Origin of the sequence: Streptomyces sp. MBT53, assembly GCF_016654115.1 — a bacterium.
Taxonomy (GTDB): Bacteria; Actinomycetota; Actinomycetes; order Streptomycetales; family Streptomycetaceae; genus Streptomyces.
In genome coordinates, this window is the sequence record NZ_JAEQAZ010000017.1 from 83424 (window position 1) to 100682 (window position 17259).

At 70.9% G+C, this 17259-nt stretch carries 13 protein-coding genes; 8 read left to right on the top strand and 5 right to left on the bottom strand.

Features of this window, described 5'->3' with window-relative positions:
• Positions 1-27: 27 nt before the first annotated feature.
• Positions 28-2016 carry a pyruvate dehydrogenase complex E1 component subunit beta gene (locus tag JHN45_RS09440; protein WP_200711522.1) on the bottom strand — a complete coding sequence of 663 codons (1989 nt, stop codon included), beginning with the start codon at positions 2014-2016 and terminating at the stop codon, positions 28-30.
• A gap of 141 nt (positions 2017-2157) precedes the next feature.
• On the opposite strand from JHN45_RS09440, the gene JHN45_RS09445 reads away from it, so the two are divergent.
• Entirely contained in the window at positions 2158-2871 is a 714-nt protein-coding gene (locus tag JHN45_RS09445; RefSeq protein ID WP_201048673.1) for a TetR/AcrR family transcriptional regulator, read from the top strand.
• Between the two features lie 49 nt (positions 2872-2920).
• Here the strand turns inward: JHN45_RS09445 and JHN45_RS09450 are convergent, their stop codons facing one another.
• From JHN45_RS09450 to JHN45_RS09460, 3 genes are all read right to left on the bottom strand, one after another.
• A complete protein-coding gene (locus JHN45_RS09450; RefSeq protein ID WP_201048674.1) occupies positions 2921-4075 on the bottom strand; it encodes an acyl-CoA dehydrogenase family protein in 1155 nt (384 codons plus the stop codon).
• Between the two features lies 1 nt (position 4076).
• Positions 4077-5135, bottom strand: coding sequence for a 2,3-butanediol dehydrogenase (locus tag JHN45_RS09455; RefSeq protein ID WP_201048675.1), 1059 nt, complete (start codon positions 5133-5135; stop codon positions 4077-4079).
• A 73-nt stretch (positions 5136-5208) separates the two neighbouring features.
• On the bottom strand, positions 5209-5973 hold the full coding sequence (locus JHN45_RS09460; RefSeq protein WP_307783063.1) for an enoyl-CoA hydratase-related protein: 765 nt from the start codon (positions 5971-5973) through the stop codon (positions 5209-5211).
• A 222-nt stretch (positions 5974-6195) separates the two neighbouring features.
• Between JHN45_RS09460 and JHN45_RS09465 the strand changes: the two genes are divergently transcribed.
• The 3 genes from JHN45_RS09465 to JHN45_RS09475 all read left to right on the top strand — a co-directional run bounded on the left by JHN45_RS09465 (position 6196) and on the right by JHN45_RS09475 (position 11560).
• Positions 6196-7731, top strand: coding sequence for a long-chain fatty acid--CoA ligase (locus tag JHN45_RS09465; RefSeq protein ID WP_200711518.1), 1536 nt, complete (start codon positions 6196-6198; stop codon positions 7729-7731).
• Positions 7732-7734: 3 nt separating this feature from the next.
• Positions 7735-8532, top strand: a complete 798-nt coding sequence (locus tag JHN45_RS09470) for an SDR family NAD(P)-dependent oxidoreductase (RefSeq protein WP_201048676.1) — start codon at positions 7735-7737, stop codon at positions 8530-8532.
• Between the two features lie 250 nt (positions 8533-8782).
• Positions 8783-11560 (top strand): AAA family ATPase, encoded by a 2778-nt coding sequence (locus tag JHN45_RS09475; RefSeq protein ID WP_201048677.1) that lies wholly within the window; start codon positions 8783-8785, stop codon positions 11558-11560.
• Between the two features lie 54 nt (positions 11561-11614).
• On the opposite strand, the gene JHN45_RS09480 is transcribed toward JHN45_RS09475, so the two are convergent.
• Positions 11615-12016, bottom strand: a complete 402-nt coding sequence (locus JHN45_RS09480) for a hypothetical protein (RefSeq protein ID WP_201048678.1) — start codon at positions 12014-12016, stop codon at positions 11615-11617.
• A gap of 200 nt (positions 12017-12216) precedes the next feature.
• Here JHN45_RS09480 and JHN45_RS09485 point away from each other — a divergent pair, with 200 nt between their 5' ends.
• From JHN45_RS09485 to JHN45_RS09500, 4 genes are read left to right on the top strand one after another with little or no spacing between them, the layout of a single operon-like run.
• On the top strand, positions 12217-13050 hold the full coding sequence (locus tag JHN45_RS09485) for a M55 family metallopeptidase (protein WP_093630121.1): 834 nt from the start codon (positions 12217-12219) through the stop codon (positions 13048-13050).
• On the top strand, positions 13043-14353 hold the full coding sequence (locus JHN45_RS09490) for a M20/M25/M40 family metallo-hydrolase (RefSeq protein ID WP_201048679.1): 1311 nt from the start codon (positions 13043-13045) through the stop codon (positions 14351-14353). Before JHN45_RS09485 ends, JHN45_RS09490 begins: the two co-directional genes overlap by 8 nt.
• Before the next feature lie 15 nt (positions 14354-14368).
• On the top strand, positions 14369-16321 hold the full coding sequence (locus JHN45_RS09495) for a prolyl oligopeptidase family serine peptidase (protein WP_201048680.1): 1953 nt from the start codon (positions 14369-14371) through the stop codon (positions 16319-16321).
• Positions 16318-17247 carry an LD-carboxypeptidase gene (locus JHN45_RS09500; protein WP_201048681.1) on the top strand — a complete coding sequence of 310 codons (930 nt, stop codon included), beginning with the start codon at positions 16318-16320 and terminating at the stop codon, positions 17245-17247. The genes JHN45_RS09495 and JHN45_RS09500 overlap by 4 nt, the downstream gene beginning before the upstream one ends.
• Positions 17248-17259: the final 12 nt, after the last annotated feature.

Below are 17259 nucleotides of genomic sequence, written 5' to 3' on the forward strand. Positions count from 1 at the left end.
TTCTGGGGGCCCTTCCCGTGCGCCTCGTCATACCGCGGCGATCCGGCGGACCGTGTCCGCGATCGTGTCCCGCGAGGGCAGCCAGACGTGCTCCAACGAGGGTGCGTATGGCGCCGGGACGGACGGCGGGGCCACGCGGGTGACCGGGGCGTCCAGGTGCCAGAAGCCCTCGTCGACGGCCATCGCGGAGAGTTCGGCGCCGACGCCGAAGTCCCGTACCGCCTCGTGCGCGATGACGAGACGGTTGGTCTTGGCGAGGGAGGCGAGGACGGTCTCGCGGTCCAGCGGGGCGATCGTGCGCAGGTCGATCACCTCGACGCTGATGCCCTCACCGGCGAGCAACTCGGCTGCCGCCAGGGCGTCCTGGACCATCCGCGACCAGGAGACGAGGGTGATGTCGGTGCCCTCGCGGATCACCTTCGCCTTGCCGAGGGGGATGAGGTGGTCGGCCGGAGGCTTGGGGCCCTTCAGGCCGTACTGGAGCCGGTTCTCCACGAACACCACGGGGTTGGGGTCCTGGATCGCGGCGCGCAACAGGCCATACGTGTCAGCCGGGTTGGACGGCATCACGACCGTCAGCCCGGGGATGTGCGCGAGGATGGCCTCCAGGCTCTGCGAGTGCTGGCTGCCCGAGGAACGGCCGGCGCCGAACTGCGTGCGGACGACCAGGGGCATGGAGGCCCGGCCGCCGGTCATGAAGCGGAGTTTGGCGGCCTGGTTGAGGAGCATGTCGAGGCAGACGCCGATGAAGTCCATGTACATGATCTCGACCACCGGCTTCATCCCGGCCATCGCCGCCCCCACCGCCGTACCGACGATGGCGCTCTCGCTGATCGGCGTGTCCCGCACCCGGCCGGGGAAGGCCTGCGCGAGTCCGCGCGTGAGTCCGAAGACGTTGCCGCCCGCGCCGACGTCGATGCCGGCGACGAACACACTTGGATCGGCGGTCAGTTCGTGCTCCAGGGCCAGTCGTACGGCGTCCATGGAGCGGAAGATCTCGGCGTCGGCCGGGAGCGGCGCGGGCTCGGGGATGGGGAGGCGGGGCGCGGAGACGTAGTCGTGCAGGGTCTCGGGGGCGGGTTCCGGCAGGCTCCTCGCCCAGTCGATCGCCGCCTCGATCTCCTTGTCGATCTCCTCGTCCACGGCGTCGGCAGCCGCCGAGTCGAGCTGGCGGCGGGCGATCAGCAGCGGGTCGCGTTCCTTGGCGGCGGCGACCTCCTCGGCGGGGCGGTAGCGCTCGGGGTCGCCCTCGTAGTGGCCGTGCCAGCGGTAGGTCTCGGCTTCCAGCAGGACCGGGCCGCCGCCCGCGCGCAGCCGCGCGACCAGTCCGGTCATGGTCTGCGCCACCGCCAACACGTCGTTGCCGTCCACGTGTTGGTACTCGATGCCGTATCCGGCGGCGCGCGCGGAGAGCGGCGCGCGGTGCTGCTCGGACTCGGGGGAGAACTCGGAGTAGTGGTTGTTCTCACAGAGGAAGACGACGGGCAGATCCCATACGGCGGCCAGGTTCACGGCCTCGTGGAACATGCCCTGGGCCACCGCCCCGTCCCCGAAGAACGCCACCACCACGTCACCGGCCGCGCGGAGTTTCGCGGCGGTCGCGACCCCGGCGGCGATCGGGAGGCCCGCGCCGACGATGCCGTTCGCGCCGTAGATCCCGAGGCCGGGGTCGGCGATGTGCATCGAGCCGCCGCGGCCGTGGCAGGTGCCCGCGTCCTTGCCCATCAGCTCGGCCATCATCGACGCCGAGTCCAGGCCCTTGGCCAGGACGTGGCCGTGGCCGCGGTGGGTGGAGGTGATGCCGTCGCGGGCGCCGAGCGGCCAGCAGGCGCCGACGGCGCTCGCCTCCTGGCCGATCGACAGATGCAGGAAGCCCGGGATCTCCGTCGCCTTGTAGAGGTCGGAGGCCCGCTCCTCGAAGCGGCGGATGCGGCGCATCCGCCGGTACATCTCCAGGAGCTGGTCCGTCCGCGCGGTGCCGGTGGCGGTTCCGATGTGGTGCGATGCCTGAGTCATACGGTCCTCGCTTTAATGTACCGTTTGGTCTAGCAAACTAGAGCGACGTCCCCGGGGCCGCTTCCCCCAGGCGTGCCGCAGCGCGGCGCCTGTGCGGGCCCGGGACAGCACGCACGTCGTCACAGCCAGGGGAGAGAAGACATGCCACGACCGCCGGGTCATGGGCCGGGCTTCGAAGTCAGACGCCAGAAGATCATCGACACCGCGGCGTCCCTGTTCGCGCAACAGGGCTACGCGGCGACCTCCATCAACGACCTGGGCCGCGCGGTCGGGCTCGCCAAGGGTGCCCTGTACTACTACATCGGCTCCAAGGAGAACCTGCTGATCGAGATCCAGTCGCGGGTGCTCGGCCCGCTGCTGGCCCGCGCCAAGGAGATCGCGGCCCTCGACGAGGTGCCGCTGCTGCGGCTGCGCCTGCTGTCCGAGTCGCTGCTGACGATCATCTTCCGCCGGCTCGACCACATCTGGGTCTACGAGCACGACTACCGCAGCCTCAGTGGCAAGGAGCTGGAGATCGTGCTGCGGCAGCGCGCCGACTTCGAGCACCTGATCACCGGCCTGCTCACCGACGCCGTGGAGGAGGGGACCTTCCGTGCGGTCGAACCGCACCTGGCCACCCTCCAGTTCCTCAACCTGCACAACCACACCTACCAGTGGGTGCGGCCGGGCGGCAGCTGGGACGCCGCGTTCCTGTCCGGCGAGTACTGCGCGACCCTGTTCCGCGGTTTCGCCGCGTCCGTCGGCGACTTGCCCGATGTCGAGGCGCTGGCCGCCGAGTTCAAGCGGGGCAGGCCCGAACTGCCCCTGGATCCCGAGGCGTTGTGGGAGTCGGAGTCGGTCTCCGTCGCGAGCTGACCGGATCCGCGGTGCGCCGCCGCTTCGGCGCACCGCGGGACCCGTCGCCTCACGCGCCCTTGACGAGGGCCCTGGCGATGACATTGCGCTGGATCTCGTTCGTGCCCTCGCCGATCTCCAGGATCTTGGCGTCGGCGTAGAAACGGGAGATCTCCGACTCGCGTACGTACCCGTAGCCGCCGTGGATCTGAACCGCCTGCGAGGCGGCCCGGTTGGCGACCTCGGACGCGTACAGCTTGGCCATCGCGGCCTCCGTGCTGTGCGGGCGGCCCTGGTCGGCGAGCCACGCGGCGCGGTACACCATCCAGCGGGCCGCCTGGTACTCCGTACCGATGTCCGCGATCTTGTGCGCCACGGCCTGGAAGTCGGAGAGCGGACGCCCGAACTGGTGCCGTTCCTTGGCGTGTTTGATCGCGAGGGCCAGCGCCGCCTTCGCGAGCGAGAGGCCCAGCGCGGCCACGCTGATCCGGCCGCCGTCGAGCACGGACAGGAACTGCCGCAGCCCGTTGCCCTCCTCGCCGATCAGATGGTCGTCGGAGACCCAGCAGTCGGTGAACACCAACTCCCGTGTGTCCATGGCGTGCCAGCCGAGCTTCTTCAGCTTCGCGCCGACCGTGTAACCGGGCGTGCCCGTCGGGACGTAGAAGGTCGCGTAGCCCTTGCGGCCGTCCGCGCCCTTGCCCGTCGTGGCCAGCAGGGTGACGCCCTGGCTGATGTCGGTGCCCGCGTTGGTGATGAACATCTTCGTGCCGTTGATCACCCAACCCCCGTCCGCGCGGCGGGCGGTGGTCGCGATACCGGCGGCGTCGGAGCCGGCGTCCGGCTCGGTCAGCCCGAACGCGCCGATCGCCTCGCCCTTCGCCAGCGGGGTCAGCCAGCGGTGCTTCTGCTCCTCGGTGCCGTACGCGAGCAACGGCAGCGTGCCGATCGTCGAGTGCGCGTTCCACGAGGAGGCCACCGACTGGTCGGCGGCGCCGAGTTCCTCCATCACCGCGACATAGGTGACCGTGTCCGAGCCCGCCCCGCCGTACTCCTCCGGCACGAGCATGCCCATCAGGCCGAGTTCGCCGAGCTTGGTGAAGATCTTGGTGGGGAAGATCTCGTTCTCGGACCACTCGGCCGCGTGGGGCGTGATCTCGTTGGCCGCGAACTCGCGGACCATGTCCTGGAGAGCGAGGGTCTCCTCGGGCAGGTCGAAGTCCATGTCACAGTCCCTTCGGGGTCAGCAGCACCTTCAGGTGCTTGGCCCGGTCGGCGGCCAGGTCCTCGAAGACACCGGCTCCTCCCGAGAGCGGAAAACGGCCGGTGATCAGGGCGGAGGCGTCCAGCCGTCCGGTGCTCATCAGATCGATCACGCGCGGGATGTCGAAGTTGTAGCCGAGCGTGCCGACCACCGACCGCTCGTAGAACACGAGTTGGCCCATGTCGAACTCGACGCTGCCGTGTCCGACGCCGGCGAGTACGACCCGTCCGCCGCGCCTGACGATCGACACGGCCTGGCCCGCGAGGGCGGGTACGCCGGTCGCGTCGATCACGACGTCCGGGCCGATGCGGTTCGTTCGCACGAACACCTCGCGCCGTACGTCGCTCGCGCGCGGGTCGAAGGCCTCGGTGACGCCGATGCCGAGCAGCATCTCGCGGCGCCCTGCGAGGGGTTCGCTCACGAACAGGCCCGCGGCGCCCGCGATCTGGGCGGCCAGGACGACTGCCACGCCGATCGGGCCGCCGCCCACCACGAGAACGTTGTCGCCTGGTTTGACGCCGGCGCGGGTCACTGCGTGCAGGCCTACTGCCAACGGCTCTGCCACGGCGGCGAGTTCGTCGCTGACGTTGTCCGGGAGGCGGGTCAGGCCGGCCAGCGGCACGGTGACGCGTTCCGCGAAGCCGCCGGGGGAGGCGAGGCCCACGGAGCCGCTCTTGGGGCAGACGTGGTACTCGCCGCGCGTGCACCAGAAGCAGGTGCCGCAGCGCCAGACGGGGTCTGCGGTTACTCGGTCGCCGACCTCGATGCCGGGTACTGGTGTGCCCAACGCGGTTACTGTGCCGCTGAGTTCGTGGCCGAGGGCGAGGGGTGGCTTGGTGCCGGTGAGAGGGTGGGGGCCCTCTCGGATCATGTGGGGGCCTTCTAGGTACTCGTGCAGGTCTGTGCCGCAGACTCCGCACCAGGACACTTCTACGACGGCTTCGTGTGGGGCTGGGTCCGGTGGTTCGGGTACCTCTTCGAGACGTAGGTCCTGTGCACCGTGCCAGACGAGTGCCTCCATGTTTGTCCACCCCTTTCATGTCGATTTTTGGCTGCCGGCCGGTGGGGGCTGGTCGCGCAGTTCCCCGCGCCCCTTAAGGGGCGCTCTTCTTAGGCCTGTTGAGAAATGAGCGGAGGCCCGTCGTCGCGTCCTCTGTGCCGAACACCCCTGTGAACAAGGCGCGTTCAAGAGCCAGGCCCGCCGACATACCCGCGTCCGTGCCGTGGTCCACCGCCTCTTTGATCGCCTCCAGGGCGGCCGGTGGGCCCTCGGACAGTTGGCGGGCGTAGGTCTGGGCGGCCTTCAAGGCATCGCCCACCGGGACGACCTCGTCCACCAACCCCAGCCGTAGCGCCTCGTCCGCCTTCACTCTGCGGCCGGTCATCAGGAGGTTCTTCGCTCGGGACGGGCCGATCAGACGCGCGAGGCGTTGTGTGCCGCCCGAACCCGGCATGATGCCCAGCTGGACCTCCGGCTGGGCGAAGATCGCGTCCTCTGCCGCCACCCGGTAGTCCGCGGCCAGGGCCAGTTCCATGCCGCCGCCCAGCGCGTAGCCGGTGACCGCCGCGATCACCGGCATGGGCAACCGCGCCACCTCGTCGAAAGTGCGCTGCAACGCGCGGTTCCAGCCGCGTATCTCCTCCGGGCCCATCGCGGCCAGGGCCTTGATGTCGGCGCCCGCGGCGAAGAGCCGTTCGCCGCCGTAGAGGACTACGGCCCGTACCGAGGGGGAGTCGGCCAGCTCGCGTACGCGGGCGGACAGCTCCTCTCTCTGCAGGGAGTCGAAGGCGTTCATCGGCGGGTTGTCGAGGCGGAGCGTGACGACCGGACCGTCGGTGTCGAGCCGGATGCGTGGCACGTAGAACCCTCCTCGTCGGCGGAAGCGGCGGAAGCGGCGGCACGTGCGCCCGGGTGGTTGTCGATGCGCACGTGCCGTCGTAAAGTGCGGCTCATAGGTTTTATAGACCAAGGGGTACACTAAATTATGTGAGTGGGCAACCGACCGGTCGGGATCCGGTTTGCCCCATGAGCCGTGGTCGAGCCGTGTTCAGCGCCGAACACCACAGAGCGAGAGTGAGCCGTGCACAATTTCGCGAGCATCCTCGATTACCACCTGGCGCAGCGGCCCGAGGCCGTCGCCGTCGTCCAGGACGAGCGTTCTCTGACCGTCCGTCAACTGCATGAACGGGTGAACCAGTTGGCGGCCGGCCTGGCGGAGCTGGGCGTCGGGCGCGGCGATGTCGTAGGTCTGCTGCTCTACAACCAGCCCGAATTCCTGGAGCTGGTGTACGCCACCAACCGGCTCGGCGCGGTCTTCCTGCCGCTCAACTACCGCCTCTCGGAAGAGGAGTGGCAGTACATCCTGGGGCACGCCCAGGCCAAGGTGATCGTCACCGAGCCGGAGTTCGTCCGGGCGGTGGAGCGCAGCGCCGGGTGTCTGACCGATCTGGAGCACCGGGTGCTGATCGGCGGGGGCGAGCCCTCCGAGGAGCCGTGGACCGACTACGAGGAGTTGCTGGCCCGGCACAAGGGGGAGCGGGTGGAGCCCGTGGACGTCGAACTCGACGATCTTCAGCGGCTCATGTACACCTCGGGGACCACCTCACGGCCCAAGGGCGTTCGGATCACCTACGGGAACCTTGAGGCGAAGAACCTCGCGCACATCGTCCACTTCGGTCTTACGGCGGCGGACACCACGCTGGTGTGCGGGCCGCTCTACCACGTGGGCGGGCTGGACATGCCGGCCCTCGGGGTGCTGCACGCGGGCGGGAGTGTCGTACTTCAGCGGAAGTTCGACCCGCAGGGCGTGCTGGACGCGATCGAGAAACACCGGGTCACCAATGTGTGGCTGGCGCCCGCCATGGTCAACGCGGTGCTTGAGGTCCCGGATCGTGGGGAGTACGACACCAGCTCGGTGCGTTTCATTCTCGGCGGTGGTGAGAAGACACCCGAACCGGTGCTGCGGCGCATCATGACCGCGTTCCCCAACGCCTGGTTCGCCGACGCCTACGGGCTGACCGAGACCGTCTCCGGTGACACCTTCCTCGACCGCGAGCACTCGCTGTCCAAGCTCGGGTCGGTCGGGCGGCCCGTGCCGCAGACACGCGTGCGGATCGTCGACGACACGGGCGTCGAGGTTCCGGCCGGTGAGCTCGGGGAGATCACGCTGCGCGGGCCGAAGGTCTTCGCCGGGTATTGGAGGGATGAGAAGGCCACGGCCGCCGCGCTGCGGGACGGCTGGTTCCACACCGGTGACATCGGGCACGTCGACGAGGACGGCTTCCTCTATATCGACGACCGGAAGAAGGACATGATCGTCTCGGGCGGAGAGAACATCGCCACGCCCGAGGTGGAGCGTGTGCTGTACGAGCACCCGGCCGTTCTGGAGGCCGCCGTGGTCGGGCTCAACCACCCCCGGTGGGGTGAAGTCCCGCGCGCCTTCGTGGTGTTCAGGCCCGGCGAGGACGCCGGCGTGGAGGAACTGAGGGAGTTCTGCCGGGCCCGGCTCGCCAAGTTCAAGGTGCCGGCCCGCTTCGACATCGTCGACGAGCTGCCCCGTACCCCGTCCGGCAAGGTCCTCAAGCGGACCCTGCGCGACATCCCCGCGGAGGGCTGAGCCATGGCGGAATCCAAGGACGTGAACGACGCGAACGACGTGAATGCCCAACTCCGGCTCGACGGGCGGACCGTGTGGGTGACGGGTGCGGGGAAGGGGCTCGGGCGGGCGATCGCCGTCGCGCTGTCCCAGGCCGGGGCGACCGTGGCCGCAACCGCCCGTACCGCGGCGGACCTTGAGAGTCTGGAGGCCGAACTCGCCGCCCATGGCGGCAAGGTGCTGGTGCTGCCCGGCTCGGTCGCCGACTCCGCCGTCGTGCGGACCGTCGTCGAGCGCATCATCGACGGCACCGGCCGTCTCGACGCGGTCGTCAACTGCGCCGGTACGAGTCCCCACTTCACCCGCAGCGAGCGCGTCACCGACGAGGACTGGCAGCAGGTCATCGACGTCAATCTCCAGGGCACCTTCTACTGCTGCCGCGAGGCGGGGAAGGTGATGCTGGAGCAGCGTTCGGGTTCGATCGTCAACGTCTCCTCGGTGCACGCCCGTACCGGCTTCGAGCGGATCGCCGCCTACGCGGCCAGCAAGGGCGGGGTCGAGGCGCTGACCAAGTCCCTCGCCGTCGAGTGGGCCGACCGCGGGGTGCGGGTCAACGCCCTCGCGCCCGGCTACTTCCACACCGACCTCAGTTCGGGGCTGCTGGCCAGCCGCTGGGGCGAACGCATCGTCGACAGCACGCCGTTGGGCCGTGTGGGAGATGTGGAGGAGCTCGGCGGTGCCGCCGTCTTCCTCGCCTCGGACGCCTCGCGGTTCGTCACTGGGACGACCCTCACGGTGGACGGCGGGTGGACCGCGCGGTAGGAGGCGGATCGACCGCGCGGTCGGGGCGGGCGGACCGTACGGCAGTTGGCCGATTCGCCTGCGGTGGCTGGGGCTTCAGGTGTGCACGGGGGCGCTCGTCCGTGCGCCGTTCTGTCCGTGAACTGGCTTGAAGAAGCCCGGCCACCCCGGCATCGTGAAGTCGGGGGACGCGGTCCGAATCGTTGGTGGCAGTGCGACTTCGTGGCCTGAACTCTTCCGTTGACGCGGTGCTCAAGGGGGAGGGATCCGCATGCCGGGACGGATGCCCGAAACGGTGTTTCTGGGCCGTGAGGACGAACTCGCGCGGATGGCCGCCCGGTTGCGCCGCGCCGGGCACAGCGAACCCCAGGTCGTGGTCGTCGACGGACCCGCGGGGATCGGCAAGACCTCGCTGGTGCGCAGGTTCCTGAAGGATCTGGGGGCGGCCTACCGGGTGCTGCGGGCCAGCGGCTCGGAGGGCGAGGCGGATCTGCCGTACGGCGTACTGGCCCAGCTGGTGGCGGGCCTCGCCGACGAACCGGACGCCCCACTGCGGGACTTGAACGGCTGCGGGCGGGCCGGCTCCGCACTGCCGGATCCGATCGGCGTCGGCTCCGCGCTCATCGACGCCCTCGGCCGGGCCCAGGACCGTTCCCCGGTCGTCCTGGTCATCGACGACATGAACTGGGCCGACACACCCTCGCTGCACGCGCTCACCTTCGTTCTGCGCAGGCTGCGCGTGGACCGGGTGCTGACGCTGCTGGCGGCCCGCGACACCGTCGACCCGCGACTGCCCGCCGGACTGCGCCGTGTCCTGGCCGAGGACAGCACGCTCAAACTGACGCTGGACGGACTCGGCGTCGACGAACTGGCCGAATTCGGCCGCGCGTTGGGCACGGCCCCGCTCTCGCGGCGGGCCGCCACCCGGCTGCAGGCGCACACCCACGGCAACCCGCTGCACACCCGCGCCCTGCTCGACCAGGTCCCCCGTGACGTCCTCGCGGCGAGCGACGCGACCCTGCCGGCCCCGCGCAGCTACGCACGCCTCGTCAACGACGGACTGGCCGCATGCACCTTCCCCGCCCAGCGGTTGGTGGCCGCGGCCAGCGTGCTCGGTATGTCCAGCCCGCTCCACAAGGCCGCGCGGGTCGGGGAGGTGGCCACCCCGCTGGACGCCCTGGAGGAGGCGGTGGCCGCCGGACTACTGGCCGAGGAACCGGCCGTGGACCTGCCCCGCGCGACCTTCGCCCATCCACTCCAACGGGCCGCCGTCTACCAGGGGTTGGGGCCGCGCCGGCGCTCGCATCTGCACGAGGCGGCGGCCCGGCTCGCGGACGAACCCGCCGAGGCGCTGCGCCACCGGGCCCGCGCCGCCGTCCAGCCCGACGCGGGCCTCGCGGACGAACTGGCCGCGTACGCCGCCCGGCAGGCCGACGAGGGCGCCTGGTCGGCCGCTGCCGCCTACCTCATGTCGGGTGCCCGACTGACCGCCGACCGCACCCGCGCCGAGGAACGCACCGTCCAGGCGGTGGAGTACCTCCTGCTCGCGGGAGACGTCGGCCAGGCCGTCGAACTCACCGACACCGTACGGGCGTTGCCGCGGACCGCGCAGCAGCAGTACGTGCTCGGACGCCTCGCCCTGGAGTCCGGCCGCCAGGACGAGGCCCGCCGGGAACTGACCGCAGCCTGGCGCAGCCGGAGCGCCGACACCGAGCCGGAGACCGTGCGCTGCGTCGCCGAACAGATGGCCTGGTTGTGTCTCATCCAGAGCGACGCGCGCGGCGCGGTCAGCTGGGCCCGCCGGGGACTCGACACCGGACCCGGCGACCGGGCCTCGCTCCTGCGCGACGAACTCACTCTCGCGCTCGCGCTGACCGGACGGTTCGACGAAGGGCTCAAAGCCGTCGCGGACCTGCCCGAACACGGCCCCTACTCGGGCGCCAAGGAACTCGACGGACTGTTCGCGCGCGGCGCGCTGCGCATGTGGAACGGGGAGTACGACGCCGCCTGCCGCGACCTGAGCGAGTCCTGCGCCGCGCACCGCAAGGGCGGTCTGCCGTCGGTGGTCGCGCCCTCCCTGGGCTATCTCGCCGACGCCGAGTACCGCGCCGGACGCTGGGACGAGGCCATCGCCCACAGCACCCAGGCCGTGTCCCTGGCCGAGGACACCGACCACAAGTCGATGCTGGCCCTGGCCCACGCGGTCGCCGCGTACCCGCTCGCGGGCCGCGGCGACTTCCCCGCCGCGCGGGAGCACGTGCGGTGTGCGATCGAGTACGCGAACCGGCTCGCCGACGCCAACGACCTGGCGTACGCGATGAGCGCGCTGGCCCTGCTGCGGGCCGCCGAGAGCGACCACGCGGGCGTGGTCGAGGCGCTGAGTCCGCTGCTCGGCCCGGAACTCGCCTACCGCGACGCCATCGACGAACCCGGGGTCTTCCCGTGGCGCCACCTCCTCGTCGAGGGCCTGGTCCGCACGGGCCGTACGCGCGAGGCCGAGGCGGTGCTCGTGCCGTACGAGACGCTGGCCGAGGCCCGTGGCCGCCGGCCCGACATGGCCGCCGCCGCCCGCTGCCGCGGCATGGTCGAAGGGGCGCGCGGCGACACCGACGCCGCCGAGCGGGCCTTCCGGGCGGGACTGCGCCACTGCGGCCAGGACACCACCTGCTGGGAGCGGGCACTGCTGCACCTCGCCTACGGCGCGTTCCTGCGCCGCGGCTCCAAGCGCGGTGCCGCCGCCGTCGAACTCGACGTTGCCTGGGCCGCGTTCACCCGCCTGGACGCCGTGCCCTTCCTGGAGCAGTGCCGTACGGAACTCGCCGCCTGCGGACGCGCCTCGGCCCGCCCGCGCACCGCCTCCCACTCGGTGCTCACCCCGCAGGAACTCACCGTGGGCAACCTCGCCGCCCAGGGCCTGAGCAACCGGCAGATCGCCCGGGAGCTGGCCCTCAGCATCAAGACCATCGAGTACCACCTCGGGCACATCTACGCGAAGCTCGGCCTCACCTCACGCGTGGGCCTCGTCGCCGCCCTGGCTCCCGCACCTTGAGAGCCCGCCGGCCCGGGGCATCCCCCGGGCCGGCCCACAGCGCTGCCCTCGTGCCTACGGCTCGATCAGGAACATCTCGCTGGTCTTGAAGTCGGCGTCGAAGTTCCGCACACCGACGAGGAGGTAGGCGTACACCTGGCACAGATGCCCACCGCGTCCCGCCAGCGCGGCCGGCTCCACGGTGTAGAGGAACGCCTGGTCCTCCTGCGGCCAAGTGGCGTCCATGAAGGCGCCGTTCGTGGGTCCTGCCACCTTGAAGGGGATGTTGTCGTTCGCGGTGATGTCACGGACGAGGATCTCCACCCGGTACTTGCCGCCGCCCCCCAGGAGCGTCGATCCGCACTCCCCCTCCAGGACGATCTCGATCTCCCCGTTGGCTTCGAACGTCACGTCGGCGATGGTGCTCTTGGGCCGTCGGGTGAACACCCGCGCCAGTTCGGCATTGTTCGGTCCCATGGTCGTCTCCCTCGCGTTCCCCGAAGACGGCGAGCGGCTCGCGGATGGAGCGGCTTCGACCGTCACCTGCACGCGGACTCTAGGAACGGTCCAGGGTGCCGCGCCCCAGAGGCGAGGTCGGGGATAACCCTGGCGTGGGGACACCAGGGGGTGCGGCGCTTCCTGGTGGGCCGCATCGTCGGCGCGTAACGTGACGCAGCATGAAGATCCTCATCAGCGCCGACATGGAGGGTGCCACCGGCGTCACCTGGCCCGCCGACGTGTTGCCGGGGACACCGCAGTGGGAGCGGTGCCGTTCGCTGTTCACCTCGGACGTGAACGCCGCCGTCCTCGGCTTCTACGACGGCGGAGCCGACGAGGTGCTCGTCAACGAGGCGCACTGGACGATGCGCAATCTGCTCCTTGAACGGCTGGACGAGCGGACGCAGATGCTCACCGGGCGGCACAAGTCGCTGTCCATGGTGGAGGGCGTGCAGCACGGCGACGTCGACGGCATCGCGTTCGTCGGCTACCACGCGGGCGCCGGCATGGAGGGCGTCCTCGCCCACACCTATCTCGCCAACTCGATCACCGGGGTGTGGCTGAACGACGTCCGCGCGAGCGAGGGACTGCTCAACGCGCATGTCGTCGCCGAGTACGGGGTACCGGTGATCCTTGTCACGGGTGACGACGTGGCCTGCGAGGACGCCCTCGGGTACGCGCCCGGGGCACTGAAGGTCGCCGTCAAGGACCATGTGTCGCGGTACGCGGCCGTGTGCCGGACACCGGCCAGGACGGCCGCCGACATCCGCGCGGCGGCGAAGGAGGCGGCGAAGCTGGCGGTCCGTCAGGAACCGGTGCGGGGCGGTCCGTTCACCGTCGCCCTCGAATTCGACGCCGAGCATCTCGCGATGGCCGCCACCGTCGTGCCCGGTGTCGAGCGGGTCGGGGAGCGGAAGGTCGCGTACACCGGCGACACCATGTACGAGGGGATCCGAACCTTCAAGGCGGTCACCACGATCGTCTCGGCCGCGGTGGAGGAGCAGTATGGCTGACATCGACGCGCGGGCCCTGGACGAGGTCGTCACCTTCACCTCGGACCTCATCCGCATCGACACGACCAACCGGGGCGGCGGCGACTGCCGGGAGCGCCCCGCCGCCGAGTACGCCGCCGAACGACTGGCCGGCGCGGGCCTCGAACCCATCCTCTTGGAACGCTCCAAGGGCCGCACCAACGTCGTCGCCCGCATCGAGGGCACCGACCCCTCGGCGGACGCGCTGCTCGTCCACGGTCACCTCGACGTCGTACCGGCGCAGGCCGAGGACTGGACCGTGCACCCCTTCTCCGGCGAGATCCGCGACGGCGTCGTGTGGGGGCGCGGCGCGGTCGACATGAAGAACATGGACGCGATGATCCTCGCCGTCGTCCGCGCCTGGGCCAGAACGGGCGTACGACCGCGCCGCGACCTCGTCATCGCGTTCACCGCCGACGAGGAGGCCAGCGCCGAGGACGGCTCCGGCTTCCTCGCCGACCGGCACCCCGGGCTCTTCGAGGGCTGCACCGAAGGCATCAGCGAATCAGGGGCGTTCACCTTCCACGACGGCGGCGGCCGGGAGATCTACCCCATCGCCGCCGGCGAACGCGGCACCGCCTGGCTCAAGTTGACCGCGCACGGCCGGGCCGGCCACGGCTCCAAGGTCAACCACCAGAACGCGGTGACCCGTCTCGCCGCCGCGATCACCCGCATCGGCGAACACGCATGGCCGCTACGGCTCACCCCGACCGTCCGCGCGGCCCTCACCGAACTCGCCGCCCTGTACGGCATCGACCCCGATCTCGACGACGTGGACGGCCTCCTGGCCAAGCTCGGACCCGCGGCGAAACTCGTCGAGCCCGTCGTCCGCAACAGCGCCAACCCGACCATGCTGAACGCCGGTTACAAGGTCAACGTGATCCCGGGCGAGGCCGTGGCCCACGTCGACGGACGGTATCTGCCGGGCGGCGAGGACGAGTTCCGCACCACCCTGGACCGCCTCACCGGACCCGACGTCGACTGGGAGTTCCACCACCGAGAGGTCGCCCTCCAGGCCCCGGTCGACTCCCCGACGTACGCCCGAATGCGGGCCGCCGTCGAGGAGTTCGCGCCCGAGGGACATGTGGTGCCGTACTGCATGTCCGGCGGCACCGACGCCAAACAGTTCTCCCGCCTCGGCATCACCGGCTACGGCTTCGCACCGCTGAAGCTCCCCGAGGGCTTCGACTACCAGGCGCTGTTCCACGGAGTCGACGAACGGGTTCCCGTCGAAGCACTCCACTTCGGCGTCCGTGTTCTGGACCGCTTTCTGAGGTCGGCCTAGCAAGTGGGGGACAACATGCGGACGTTGGCGTACGGCTCGTGGCCCTCGCCCATCGACGCGGCGCTCGCCGCCGCCCACGACGGACATCCCGAGTGGGTCGGGTTCGTCGGCGACGAGGTCTGGTGGACCGAACCACGGCCCACCGAGGCAGGCCGTCGCACCCTGGTGCGGCGGCGCGCGGACGGCTCCCAGGAGTCGGTGCTGCCCGCGCCCTGGAACGTCCGCAGCCGCGTCATGGAGTACGGCGGACAGCCCTGGGCTGGAACGGTCCACAACGGTCAACCTCTCGTGGTGTTCGTCAACTTCACCGACCAGCGCCTCTACCGCTACGAGCCGGGGAGCGTACCGGAGCCTCTGACGCCGGTCTCTCCCGTGGGCGGTGGACTCCGCTGGGCGGAGCCGCGGGTGCGCCCGGACCTGGGTGAAGTGTGGTGCGTTCTTGAGGAGTTCACCGGCGAGGGGCCCGGTGATGTGCGGCGCGTCCTGGCCGCCGTACCGTTGGACCGGTCCGCCGCCGAGGACCGGCATGCCGTACGCGAACTCACCGACGACCGGCACCGGTTCGTGTCCGGGCCGTGCGTCTCGCCCGACGGACGGAAGGCAGCCTGGCTCGCCTGGGACCATCCGCGTATGCCGTGGGACGGCACGGAGCTGCTGCTCGCCGAGGTGGCGGACGACGGCACGTTCGGTGAGCCGCGAGTGGTGGCCGGTGGGCCCGAGGAGTCGGTCGCGCAGGTCGACTGGGGGTTCGACGGCTCGCTGTTGTACGCGAGCGACCGCACCGGCTGGTGGAACCTGTACCGCGACCACGAGCCGGTGTGCCCGCGCGAGGAGGAGTTCGGCGGGCCGTTGTGGAAGCTCGGCCAGCGCTGGTTCGCACCGCTGGAGAGCGGCCTGATCGCCGTCGTGCACGGCCGGGGCGCCGCCCTGCTCGGCGTCCTTGACCCGGAGACCGGCGAGGTCGTCGACGCGGCCGGTCCCTGGACCGAGTTCACGTCCACGCTCGCGGTGCACGGCGACCGGATCGTCGGCGTCGGCGCAAGCCCGCGCAGCGCCCACGAGGTCGTCGAACTCGACACCCGCATCGGCAGAGCACGGGTCATCGGCGCTCCCCACGACGACCCGGTGGACCCCGCGCACTATCCCGAACCCCAGATCCGCACCTTCACCGGCCCCGCCGGACGCGACATCCACGCCCACATCTACCCGCCGCACAGTCCGAGTTGGACCGCTCCAGGCAATGAACTACCTCCGTACGTCATCTGGGCGCACGGCGGACCCACCAGCCGGGCGCCGCTCGTCCTCGACCTGGAGATCGCCTACTTCACCTCCCGGGGCATCGGCGTCGCCGAGGTCAACTACGGCGGCTCCACCGGGCACGGCCGGGAGTACCGCAACCGGCTGCGCGAACAGTGGGGCGTCGTCGATGTGGAGGACTGCGCCGCCGTAGCCCTCGCCCTGGCCGACGAAGGCACCGCAGACCGGGCCCGGCTCGCCGTCCGGGGCGGCAGCGCGGGCGGCTGGACCAGCGCCGCGTCCCTGGTGACGACCGACGTCTACGCCTGCGGCACCATCATCTATCCGGTCCTCGACCTGGCCAACTGGGCCTCGGGGGAGACCCACGACTTCGAGTCCCGGTACCTGGAGACCCTGGTCGGACCCCTCGCCGACGTGCCCGCCCGCTACACCGAGCGCTCACCCGTCGAGCACGCCGACCGCATCACCGCACCCTTCCTGCTGCTGCAGGGCCTGGCCGACGTGATCTGCCCGCCCGTCCAGTGCGAACGCCTCCTGGAACGGATGCGCGGACGCCAAGTACCGCACGCCTACCTCGCGTTCGAGGGCGAGGGCCACGGATTCCGCCGCGCCGACACCATGATCCGCGCCCTGGAGGCCGAACTCTCCCTGTACGCACAGGTCTTCGGCATCGAACCGCCCGGCATCCCCACCCTGGAGCTCAGCAAGTGACCGCACTCGTCCGCCCTTACCGACTCGCCCCCGGCGCCCGCGTGGCCGTCGTCGCGCCCAGCGGGCCGGTGTCCGAGGAACGGCTGGAGGCGGGCCTGGACATCCTGCGCGGCTGGGACCTCGACCCCGTCGTCGCACCCCATGTCCTCGACCGGCACGGCGAGTTGGGCTATCTGGCCGGTACGGACGCGGACCGCGCGGCCGATCTGCAGAACGCCTGGTGCGATCCGTCCGTGGCCGCCGTCCTGTGCGCCCGCGGCGGCTACGGCGTACAGCGCATCGTCGACCTCCTCGACTGGGACGCGATGCGCGCCGCGGGACCGAAGGTGTTCGTCGGCTTCAGCGACCCCACCGTGCTGCATCAGGCGTTCGCCACCCGGCTCGGCCTGGTCACCCTGTACGGGCCCGCAGCGGCCGGCGCCGACTTCGTCAAGAACACCCGTACGCAGGAGCACTTGAGGGCGACCCTGTTCCACCCGGAGTCCGTGCGGACCCTCCGGGCCGCCGCGGGCGGCGGTGCGCTGGTGCCCGGGCGGGCCCGGGGCGTCACCCTCGGCGGCTGCCTGGCCCTGCTCGCCGCCGACCTCGGCACCCCGCACGCACCGGCGAGCGCGCGCGGCGGACTGCTGGTCATCGAGGACGTCGGCGAACAGGCGTACCGCATCGACCGGATGCTCACCCAACTCCTGCGCAGCGGCTGGCTGGACGGGGTCGCGGGCATCGCCCTCGGCTCCTGGTCCGGCTGCGGACCCTACGAGAAGCTGCGCCCGGTGTTCGTCGACCGGCTGGGCGGGCTCGGGGTGCCCGTCGTCGAGGAGTTGGGGTTCGGGCACTGCGAGGGGGCGCTCACGATACCGCTCGGAGTGGCGGCCGAACTGGACGCGGACGCGGGCACGTTGACGCTGGACGAGCCCGCGCTGCGGTAGCCGCCCACCCGC